11 protein-coding genes are annotated in these 11443 nt (G+C 32.2%); all 11 read left to right on the forward strand.

The features are described from left to right. Window positions 1-39 precede the first annotated feature (39 nt). The 11 genes from C1634_RS11380 (at window position 40) to C1634_RS11430 (ending at window position 11439) form a co-directional block, all read left to right on the forward strand. On the forward strand, window positions 40-951 hold the full coding sequence (locus C1634_RS11380; RefSeq protein WP_103231960.1) for a hypothetical protein: 912 nt from the start codon (window positions 40-42) through the stop codon (window positions 949-951). Beyond that, window positions 951-2093, forward strand: a complete 1143-nt coding sequence (locus C1634_RS11385; protein WP_185145128.1) for an N-acetyl sugar amidotransferase — start codon at window positions 951-953, stop codon at window positions 2091-2093. The genes C1634_RS11380 and C1634_RS11385 overlap by 1 nt, the downstream gene beginning before the upstream one ends. Next, complete coding sequence (gene hisH, locus C1634_RS11390; RefSeq protein WP_103231962.1) at window positions 2090-2704, forward strand: imidazole glycerol phosphate synthase subunit HisH; 615 nt, start codon at window positions 2090-2092, stop codon at window positions 2702-2704. The genes C1634_RS11385 and hisH overlap by 4 nt, the downstream gene beginning before the upstream one ends. 6 nt (window positions 2705-2710) lie before the next feature. Continuing rightward, entirely contained in the window at window positions 2711-3475 is a 765-nt protein-coding gene (locus C1634_RS11395) for an AglZ/HisF2 family acetamidino modification protein (protein ID WP_103231963.1), read from the forward strand. A 4-nt stretch (window positions 3476-3479) separates the two neighbouring features. Next, window positions 3480-5288, forward strand: a complete 1809-nt coding sequence (gene asnB / locus C1634_RS11400; protein ID WP_109738423.1) for an asparagine synthase (glutamine-hydrolyzing) — start codon at window positions 3480-3482, stop codon at window positions 5286-5288. Between the two features lie 9 nt (window positions 5289-5297). After that, entirely contained in the window at window positions 5298-6332 is a 1035-nt protein-coding gene (locus C1634_RS11405) for a polysaccharide biosynthesis protein (RefSeq protein WP_103231966.1), read from the forward strand. 12 nt (window positions 6333-6344) lie between these two features. Then, window positions 6345-6767 (forward strand): WxcM-like domain-containing protein, encoded by a 423-nt coding sequence (locus C1634_RS11410; protein ID WP_103231969.1) that lies wholly within the window; start codon window positions 6345-6347, stop codon window positions 6765-6767. A gap of 1 nt (window position 6768) precedes the next feature. Further along, window positions 6769-7887, forward strand: a complete 1119-nt coding sequence (locus C1634_RS11415) for a polysaccharide biosynthesis C-terminal domain-containing protein (RefSeq protein ID WP_109738424.1) — start codon at window positions 6769-6771, stop codon at window positions 7885-7887. 146 nt (window positions 7888-8033) lie between these two features. Continuing rightward, window positions 8034-9107 carry an O-antigen ligase family protein gene (locus tag C1634_RS11420; RefSeq protein ID WP_165835313.1) on the forward strand — a complete coding sequence of 358 codons (1074 nt, stop codon included), beginning with the start codon at window positions 8034-8036 and terminating at the stop codon, window positions 9105-9107. Further along, a complete protein-coding gene (gene wecB, locus C1634_RS11425; RefSeq protein WP_109738456.1) occupies window positions 9055-10188 on the forward strand; it encodes a non-hydrolyzing UDP-N-acetylglucosamine 2-epimerase in 1134 nt (377 codons plus the stop codon). The genes C1634_RS11420 and wecB overlap by 53 nt, the downstream gene beginning before the upstream one ends. A 6-nt stretch (window positions 10189-10194) precedes the next feature. Then, window positions 10195-11439, forward strand: coding sequence for a glycosyltransferase family 4 protein (locus C1634_RS11430; RefSeq protein WP_109738426.1), 1245 nt, complete (start codon window positions 10195-10197; stop codon window positions 11437-11439). Window positions 11440-11443 lie beyond the last annotated feature (4 nt).

The raw sequence follows: 11443 nt of genomic DNA on the forward strand, positions 1-11443 counted from the left end.
ACTTAGTTTGTATTTTAGGATCAATTAAAATATTTTAATATGAAAAAAATAGTGCTACTGTTGTTGTTTTTCTTTATATCATGTACTTCATCCTCACAAATGAAGAACAATCAAACGAAATTTTATTATTCGCTTGGAAAGATGGGAAGTAATGCAGAGAATTATTTAAAAAGTATAGGAAGTGAAGAAGTTGGATTTTTGGATGAAGGGCAATTTATTTCTAAAACTAATGACAAATACTTGTTTCTTCCAGATTTACTGGAAAAAGAAATTAATAGAGGAATACCTGATAAGAATCGAAAAGGACTAGTCTATATAGATCTTGAGATGCCTTTTGAAGATATGTTTGGAAAAGATAATAAAAACGCTATGAAGGCGATGGATTATTGTCTGAAAGTACTCAGATATGCTAAAAAACTCAGACCCAATATTAAATTTGGGTTTTATGCAATTCCTTTCACTAGTGTATGGAGTCCCAATGAGGAGTTCTTTGCACAACAGAATAAATTTGCACCTTTATTGAAAGAATGTGATGTTTTTTTTCCATCACTATACACTTTTTATAGTAACCCTGCTGCGATCCTTGCTAACGGAAATTATTTGGGTAATAATATTGATGGCCTCTTAAAATTGGGAATAATATATAAAAAGCCTGTTTATGTATTTATGTGGCATAGATATCATAATAGTAATGAAAAAGATAGTATGAAGGAAATTCCCGATCGTATATGGAAGGATCAAATAGAAACTCTTGCCAGTCAAAATGTAAATGGTAAATTTGTGGATGGAATTTTATGGTGGGGAGCTGATGCCTATTTTTACGATAGACCGGAAGCTGAGAATATGAGAAAGGAATTCAAAGGAACATTAAGCAATTTCATTATTCATAATGATGAAACAATAATAAAGAAGGCAAAGATAATAAACGACATTTTACAAAGTAAAAAATGATGAATAACAGACCATATCAAATCTGTACTAAAACTATAATGGACACTACAGACCCTAATATTATTTTTAATGAAAAGGGCGAAAGTGATTATTATACCAATTTTAAAGAAAATATAGAACCCAACTGGCATACAGATCAGCAAGGATATGATGAATTGATGAAAATTGCTGATAAAATCAAAAAAACATCTAAGAATAAAGATTTTGATTGTATTATAGGGTTAAGTGGAGGACTTGATAGTTCTTATGCTGCTTACGTAGCAAAAGAAATCATGGGAATTCGTCCTTTGATTTTCCACGTGGATGCAGGATGGAATACTGATAAAGCAGTTGGTAATATTGAAAAACTGATCAACGGACTGAATCTGGACCTATATACCGAAGTAATCAACTGGGAGGAAATGAAAGATCTGCAGGTTGCCTTTTTGAAATCTCAGATTTCAGATCAGGATTTACCTCAGGATTATGCCTTCTTTTCCGGACTTTACAAATTTGCAAGAAAAAATAAAATCAACTATGTCCTTACAGGAAGCAATTTCTCTACTGAGTGCTGTAGAGAACCCGAGGAGTGGGGCGGTTTTCCAGGAATAGATACTACCTTAGTAAAAGATATACATTCTAAATTTGGAAAAAGATCGCTTAAAACATTTCCATTAGTAGATATTCTTTCATACAAAATTCTTTATAAATATGTTTACGGAATGGAAGTATTCAAACCATTGAATCTTGTCCCGTTTAACAAGAAAGATGCAGAATCACTTTTGGTGGATAAATTCGGCTGGGAGCCATTTCAGCATAAGCACCATGAGTCAAGATTTACACGTTTTTATGAAGATTACTGGCTTCCAAGAAAATTTGGCTACCAAAAAAGGAAAGCTCATTTTTCGTCACTTATTCTTACAGGGCAAATGACTCGTGAAGAAGCTTTGGACAGAGTTTCAAGACCTGAACTTTCAGAAGAATTCCTTCAAAAAGAATTTGAATATGTGGCTAATAAATTGGATCTTACAAAAGAAGAACTGCAACAGATCTTTGAAGGTAAAAACAAGACTTATAAAGATTATAAAAATAAAATGGGCATTATCAAATTCGGTGCTCAAACTATGCAAAAGCTAGGTTTAGAAAAGAGACTATTCAGATGATAACAATTATAGATTATGGTGTAGGTAATATCAATGCTTTTGTAAATGTTTACAAAAGAGTAGATGTTCCTGTTAAAATTGCCAGAACAAAAGAAGATCTGGAAGGAGCTCAAAAACTTATTCTTCCGGGAGTAGGACACTTTGATCATGCAATGACTCAGCTGAATAATTCCGGCATGAGAGAGAGGCTTGATGATTTAGTGCTGAATCATAAAGTACCTGTTATTGGAATCTGCGTAGGAATGCAAATGATGGCAAACAACAGTGAAGAGGGAAGTATGGAAGGTTTGAAATGGATTGATGCTACCGTTAGAAAATTTGACGAGACTAAAATTCAACAGGTAACCAGATTACCTCATATGGGTTGGAATGATGTAAAACCAGTTAAAGATGTAGGATTATTTAAAGGATTAGAAGATAATTCTATTTTTTATTTTCTTCATACTTATTATTTTGAGTGCAATAATAATGAAGATATTATGGCAGTTACAGAGTATGGAGGAGAATTTGCTTCCGCTGCCCATCATGAGAATAAATACGGAATACAATTTCATCCGGAAAAAAGTCACCATTATGGTGAGATTTTGTTACACAATTTTGCTAAACTTTAAGAGTCCATGTTAAGACCAAGAATTATACCTTCTCTTCTTATACAAGATAACGGGCTGGTAAAAACAGTTAATTTCAAAAATCCTAAATATGTAGGAGATCCTATTAATGCAGTAAGAATTTTCAATGAGAAAGAAGTTGATGAACTTGCTATATTTGATATTGATGCAACAGCGAAAGGATTAGAACCTAACTATAGTTTAATTGAGAGAATTGCCAATCAGTCAAGAATGCCTCTTTGCTATGGAGGTGGTGTAAAAACCGTTGAACAAGCCCAGAAGATTTTTGGTCTTGGAATCGAAAAAATAGCACTTTCATCAGCTGTTGTTCAAAACCCGTCATTAATTAGCCAAATTGCAGAAAGGGTAGGAGCGCAAAGTGTTATTGTTGTTTTGGATGTAAAGAAAAAGCTTTTTGGGGGATATGAAGTTTATACCCATAATGGAAAAAAATCTACGGGAATTAATCCTTTTAAATTCGCAGAAGAAGCTCAGAAATTAGGGGCTGGTGAAATTATTATCAACTCAATCGATCAGGATGGGGTGATGAAAGGATATGATCTTGGATTAATAGATAAAGTAAGAGAAAAAATTTCATTACCACTTACTGTATTAGGTGGTGCAGGCTCTTTGAATGATATCAAACAGGTAATTGATAAACATGGTATTATTGGAGTTGCAGCAGGTAGTTTATTTGTTTTTAAAGGAGTATACAAAGCCGTATTAATAAACTATCCTTCTTTTGATGAAAAAGAAGCAATAAGGCAAAAATAGTTATATGTGTGGAATAGCAGGAATAATATATAAGAATGGAACTTCTGTAACTAAGGAAATTTTATCCAAAATGACCAATAAGATGTTACATAGAGGGCCGGATGCCGAAGGTTTCTATATAAAAAAGAACTTTGGGTTTGGTCACAGAAGGCTCGCTATTATTGACCTAAGCAATTCTGCAAATCAACCATTTTTGTTAAATAATAAAGTCCTTATATTCAATGGGGCTATTTATAATTATATAGAGCTTAGAGATGAGCTGGAAAAGGAAGGCTATTCTTTTTCAAGCAATTCTGATACAGAAGTATTGATTGCTTCTTATGATTTCTGGGGTGAAAAATGTGTGGAAAGATTTAATGGGATGTGGGCTTTCGCCATTTATGATGCAGAAAAAAATAAAATATTCTGTTCACGTGACCGCTTTGGGGTAAAACCTTTTTATTATTATACAGATGAAGAGAAAATGATTTTTGCATCTGAAATAAAGCCTATTCTTGAAATAGAACCCATAAATGAAGTGAATATACAGGTTATGGTTCAGTTTATTGCGGTAAATCTTACAGAGCAGACTCATGAGACTTTTTTTAAAAATATTTATAAACTACAAGGATCCCATAATTTAATATATTGTTTAGATACAAATACTTTTGAAATATACAGATATTATGATATTGCTTTTTGTAAGAAAATATCAGAATTGAATTTAGATGAGTCTATAAAATTGTTCCAGCAAGAGTTAGAAAGGTCTGTAAAATTAAGATTAAGATCTGATGTGAAAATTGGAACGGCTTTAAGTGGAGGATTGGATAGCTCTTATTTGGCAGCTGTTGCTTCTGATATTTTTTCAGCAAATACAGGCCAACAACTTAATGTAATTTCTGTTGGTTCAGAAAATCCAGGGAATGATGAAAGTAGCTATTCAAAAATTGTTTCCAACCATTTGAACTTGGATCAAGATTTAATATATCCTGATAAAAAAGTTTTTGAAGAAAATATGCTGAAGGTAATTACTACGCAGGAAGAACCTTTTCAGGGGCTCTCCATTTACATGCAGCATTTCCCTATGAGTGAAACCCAAAAATCAGGTATCAAAGTACTTTTAGATGGTCAGGGTGCTGATGAAATTTTACTCGGCTATAGCCGTTATACTGCTGCGTATATCAGAAATCATAATCTGTCTAAAAACATAAACTTTTTACTCAAGGTCAGAAGTCACTACGATATTTCTATGCTGAAAGGTATACTTTCTTATCTATATTTCAGTGTATTCTTTATTAGAAAGCTAAGAATATTATTTAGAGGAAGAAATTTAAAAACAAAATATAGAAAGGGTATTGATTTTACCTTAATGAAAGATCTGACAAAATCCTATTCTGATATATTTAAAATGCAGAGAATAGAACTTTTCTGGGCTCAGATTCCGGAATTGCTAAGATTTGAAGACAAAAATTCAATGGCTTGCTCGGTGGAAACCAGATTACCATTTTTAGACTATAAATTTGTAGAAACATGTCTATCTATAAATAATCATTTTAAAATTCATCAGGGATGGTCAAAATATATCCTTCGAAGAAGTATGGATCGTAAATTGCCGGATGCAATTACATGGAGAAAAAGAAAAATCGGGTTTGAAGCACCTACAGATGAATGGTGGCCATATTCTGATAAAATTTTAGAAAAAATAAATCAGTCAAAAATTATAAAGGAACTTTATTCAAAAAAAATAAAGAAATTAAAGAACAGAGAAATGCAATGGAAGTTATATAACATTGCAATCTGGGAAGACGTATTTAATATGAAAATAACGAATTAAAGTAAAAAAATGCAAATTAACAATAAAATACTTCTTATTACTGGTGGAACGGGCTCATTTGGTACCGCTGTCTTAAGAAAATTCATAAATACAGATCACTTTAAGGAAATCAGAATTTTTTCTCGTGATGAGAAAAAACAGGATGATATGAGAAATCAGTTTAAAAATGATAAACTGAAATTCTATATCGGTGATGTAAGAGACTATAATAGTATTGAACCCGCAATGAGAGGGGTGGATTATGTTTTCCATGCAGCAGCACTGAAGCAGGTACCATCATGTGAATTTTTCCCAATGCAAGCCGTAAAGACGAATGTGGAAGGAACACAAAACGTTATTGATGCAGCAGCCAGAAATAAAGTAAAAAAAGTAATTTGCTTAAGTACAGATAAGGCAGCCTATCCTATTAATGCAATGGGTATTTCCAAAGCAATGATGGAAAAAGTAGCCGTAGCAGCGTCAAGAAACCTTGAAGAAACAATAGTTTGCCTTACAAGATATGGAAATGTAATGGCTTCAAGAGGATCCGTAATTCCTCTGTTTATCAAACAAATTAAAAATGGAGACCCAATAACCATTACAGATCCTAATATGACCAGGTTTCTGATGTCTCTTGAAGAGGCTGTAGATCTTGTATTGTTTGCTTTTGAGCATGGAAACCCTGGTGATTTATTTGTTAACAAAGCTCCGGCAGGGACTATAGGTGATTTGGCACAGGCTTTAAAAGAAATGTTTAAGGCTGATAATCCTGTTAAAGTAATAGGAACAAGGCACGGTGAAAAGCTATATGAAACATTGTGTACCCGTGAAGAAATGCTGAAAGCTCAAGATATGGGGGATTTCTATAGAATTCCTGCCGATAACAGAGATTTAAACTACGCACAATATTTTTCCGAAGGAGAGGAAGACGTTTCAAAAATAGAAGATTACCACTCTCATAATACACAACAGCAAGATGTAGAAGGAATGAAAGAATTGCTGCTCAAGTTACCCCTTGTCCGAAAAGAGGTGTTAGGGGAAGATGTGATGCAATATCCCGATTAAAAATAAATGATCATGAATACACCTGAAATTTTCGAAGGAGGAAAATATACAGATGAAAGAGGAAAACTTCTTTTTAATAATAATTTTGATCTTTCAAATATTAAAAGGATTTACTGTATAGAGAATACTGAAGTTGAATTTATAAGAGGCTGGACAGGACATAAAGTAGAACACCGTTGGTTTTCGGCTTTATTAGGAAGCTTTATTATAAGATTAATCAAAATTGACGATTGGTCTGCGCCATCCAAAGAATTGGAGATTTTAGAGTATCAGCTGGATGCAGATAAATTAAATGTACTTCATGTTCCTGAAGGTTATGTAAGTGCAATTCAGGCTAAGGAAAAAGGGGCGAAATTATTAGTAATGGCAAATTATTCGTTAGGAGAAATAGATGATGATTATCGTTTTCCTATAGATTATTTTGAAAATTTATAAGATGAAAAGAGTTGGAATTACTGGACAAAATGGATTTGTAGGATCTCATTTGTATAATACCTTAGGATTAAAACCTGAAGAGTTTGAAAGAATTGAATTTAAGAAAGATTTTTTCAATGATTCAGAGCAATTAGACCATTTTGTGGAACAATGTGATGTCATAGTACATTTAGCAGCTATGAACCGTCATTCTGATCCGGAGGTTATTTTTAATACTAATATCAGTTTAGTTAAGGAGCTGATAGCTTCTTTAGAAAGAACCGGATCTAAAGCTCATGTTTTATTTTCTTCCTCTTCTCAGGAAGAAAAAGATAATTGGTACGGAAAATCTAAAAAAGAAGGAAGAGAATTATTGCTGCAATGGGCACAAAAAAGCGGCGGAACTTTTACCGGAATGGTTATTCCTAATGTTTTTGGGCCTTTCGGGCAACCCAATTATAACTCTTTTATCGCGACTTTTTGTCATAAACTTACGCATGGAGAGACCCCTTTTATCGATAATGATGGAGAAGTCAGGCTGATCTATGTAGGGGAGCTTGTTCAGGAGATTATAGATAATATCCGAACGGCAGAAACCAAAGAATTATTTGAAGTACCTCATACTTCTGTAAATAAGGTTTCCGAAGTTCTGGAAAAGCTATATACCTATAAAGAGCTTTATTTTGATAACGGAGAAATTCCGGAATTAAAAACTAAGTTTGATTTAGATCTTTTCAATACCTTCAGGTGTTATTTTGATATTAAAAACCATTATCCTGTGAAATTTACACAGCATACAGACCCAAGAGGGGCATTTGTTGAGGTAATCCGTTTAGGTATTGGTGGCCAATGTTCTTTTTCAACAACCGTTCCGGAGATTACACGTGGAAATCATTTTCATACGAGAAAAATAGAAAGATTTGCTGTAATCAAAGGAAAAGCTTTAATACAATTAAGAAAAATAGATACAGATCAGGTATTTGATTTTTATCTTAACGGAGATGAACCCGCTTATGTAGATATGCCGATCTGGTACACTCATAATATTAAAAATATAGGAGAAGAAGAGCTCTATACTATTTTCTGGATTAATGAACCTTTTAATCCGGAAGATTCAGATACTTACTTTTTAAATGTCTAAATATGCAGATAACAAAAAAAAGTTACATTGAGTATCTTTTTATTTTTTTCCTAACTTTTGGGTATATCTTTTTTTACTCATTTTCAAGGCCTCTGAATCTTCCGAATACTTTCTTTTCGGTTCCGTTTCGTACAATCCTTTTATTAATGAGTCTTTATTTAATTTATGTAAATTTTGATACAATAAAGAAAAGAAAATTAACAGTTATTTTTACTGTTCTTTTCTGGGTGTTTTATTTTGTTAAAACATTCTATAGCTTTAATAAGGATTACTACATACAAAAAACTTTGAATAATGAACAGCAGATTTATATAAGAATTATTTGTCTGAATTTAATACCTTACGTAGCGGTTTTAAGTATTAATTTTTCAAAAAAGATTGTTGTAAAGCTTAATGCGTTAATTTTTAACTTTTTATTAATCATATTAGGAGTAAGCTGTTTATATACGATATTAGTCTATAAGGGTTTTGAAAAATCAAGTGGTATATTTGCAGGATATTATATAAGTACCGGACATTATGGTTTATCTTTATTGATATTATCAATCTACAATTATTTTTTGACAAAACAAAAGTCTTTTAAGCCAATTTTGGGAATGCTTATCGGAGCTTTTACTGTTTTTAGCTCTTCCGCAAGAAGTCCAATATTGGCAGCTTTCGTTATTTTATTTGTGGTCTTGTTATATATTAATAAATTGAAATACTGGATAGTATTGATTTCTTTGGCACTGCTTTTTATAGTCACCATCTATATTTTGAAACAGACATCAGTTGCCGACTTTGAGTTTATTACCAGGATGTATGATGCTATTTTTGAAGGTAATGGATATGGAAGAGGGTATTATCTAGCCAAAGGCTGGGAAATTTTTGAAAATAATATACCTTTTGGAGGACGTATTTTATTTGAAGATGGTTTGTATCCCCATAATATTTTTGTTGAGATATTAATGAGCATGGGGATTATAGGAATTATTCTGTTCTTTTTATATTTTAAAGATCTCAGAAGATTTAAAATAAAATTTATAAAGGAGAATATATATTACTTACCATTTGTTTTATTTTTTGTGCAATATTTTGTACTTGTCCTGACTTCTTATAACTTATTTGCAAATTTGGAGTTTTGGACTTTTGCATCAGTATTTATATCTATAATTTTATTTTGTTATGATGAAGAAATTAAAAGTAGTGACAGTCGTTGGAACACGACCGGAAATTATTAGACTTTCCAGAGTATTATCAGCCTTAGATGCATCTGAAGCTGTAGAACATATCATTGTCCATACAGGGCAAAATTACGATTATGAACTTAACCAGATTTTCTTTGAAGATCTAGGATTAAGAAAACCGGATTACTTTTTGGAAGCCGCAGGTAAATCAGCCACAGAAACAGTGGGAAATATTCTTATTAAAATTGATCCACTTTTAGAAGAATTGAAACCAGAGGCCTTCCTAGTCTTGGGAGACACCAATTCTTGTCTTTGCGCTATACCTGCAAAAAAAAGACAGATTCCTATTTTCCATATGGAAGCTGGTAACAGATGTTTTGATCAGAGAGTCCCTGAAGAGACCAACCGAAAAATAGTAGATCATACTTCGGATGTTAATCTTACGTATTCCGATATAGCTCGGGAATATTTATTAAAAGAAGGACTACCAGCAGACAGGATTATTAAAACAGGATCTCCAATGTTTGAGGTTTTAAATCATTATTTGCCTCAGATTGAAAATTCAGATGTTCTGAAAAGATTAAATTTGGAAGAGGGTAAATACTTCGTGGTGTCATCACATAGAGAAGAGAATATTAACTCAGAAAAGAATTTTCAGGGATTAATGGAGAGTCTTAATGCAATTGCAGAAAAATTCGGATATCCAGTTATTGTTACCACTCATCCCAGAACACGAAATATGATTGATAAAATGCAGATATCAGTAAGACCTGAAATACAGTTTTTAAAACCTTTAGGCTTTCATGATTATAATGCACTTCAAATGAGAAGTTATGCCGTGTTATCAGATTCAGGTACAATTTCAGAAGAATCTTCAATTCTTAATTTCAGAGCTCTTAATATTAGAGAAGCACACGAAAGACCTGAAGCTATGGAAGAGGCATCTGTAATGATGGTAGGATTATCTCCTGAAAGAATTTTACAGGGATTGATTCAGGTTCAACAACAGAAAATAGGGAAGGAAAGAAATTATAGACCTGTGGCAGATTATTCTATGCCAAATGTTTCTGAAAAAATGGTGAGAATTATTCTAAGTTATACCGATTATATAAACAGAGTAGTCTGGAGAAAATAAAAAAGAATGGCTAAAAAAGTATTAATCCACAGCATTGTTTTCGCTCCTGATGCTGTTTCTACTGCTTACCTTTATAATGATATAGCATATAATCTTAAAAAGAACGGATTTCAAGTTGAAGTTCTGTCTACAATGCCACATTATAACAAGGTTGATCTGCATAAAACAAAATTTCAAAAGAAATTTTTAGGTCTTTATTATATCAGTGATTATAAAGGAATTAAAGTATATCATGTGCCTCAGAAAAAATATGAAAGTATTCTTTTAAGAGGTTTTATTATGGTTTACTGGCACTTGTTATCATTTTTTCTTGGAATGAGAATTAAGAATGTTGACGTCATTATAAGCCCTTCACCACCTCTTACGATTGCGTTAGTATCTATTGCATTAGCAAAATTGAAGAATGCTAAGTTTATTTATAATGTTCAGGAAATTTATCCTGATTTTTTTGTGAACCAGGGCAAAATGAAATCTCAATTTGTTTTAAATTTTCTTAAAAAGTTAGAAAAATTTGTTTACAAGCATTCAGATTCACTAGTTACGATAGACCAGAATTTTAAAAATACATTGGTTTCTAGGATGAAAAATCCAGAAAAAATTGAGATTATTGCTAATTTTGTAGATACAGAACTTTATCATCCAATAAATCATCCTGTAGTTAACAAGCAATTATTTCCTTCCAATGATAATTTAAAAGTAATGTACGCAGGTAATATTGGTTTCGCTCAGGATTGGGAGCCTCTTATAGAAGTAGCAAAGAAAACAAAAGGAATGCCTGTCAGCTATTTTGTTATTGGTGATGGAGCTTGTAAATCATGGCTTAAAACCGAAATAGAAACACATCAATTGAATAATATAAGTTTAATTGATTACCAGGCAAGAGAAACGATTCCGCATATGATTAATTATGCAGATTTGCACTTTATATTTATGAATAAGAAACTGGAGAAAGATGGTCTGCCATCAAAAGTATATACAATTATGGCTTGTAAAAAGCCTTTACTGGTAATCAGTAATAAAAATACTCCCCTTTATGATTTATTGGAAAATACTGATGCTGCATTTCTTATAGAAAATTCTTCCAATAATGTTAATGAAGAACTGTACAATGTAATTCAGGAAGCAATGGATCATAAAGATAAATTGAAAATGATGGGAGAAAAAGGCTTTGATATGGTGCAAAAAGATTATACTAAAGAAAAAGTTACTGGAAAGTATTATAAACACATAAGTAGTTTACTGAATAGCTAATTAA

This window comes from Chryseobacterium viscerum (assembly GCF_002899945.2).
In the GTDB taxonomy this organism is placed as follows: domain Bacteria; phylum Bacteroidota; class Bacteroidia; order Flavobacteriales; family Weeksellaceae; genus Chryseobacterium; species Chryseobacterium viscerum.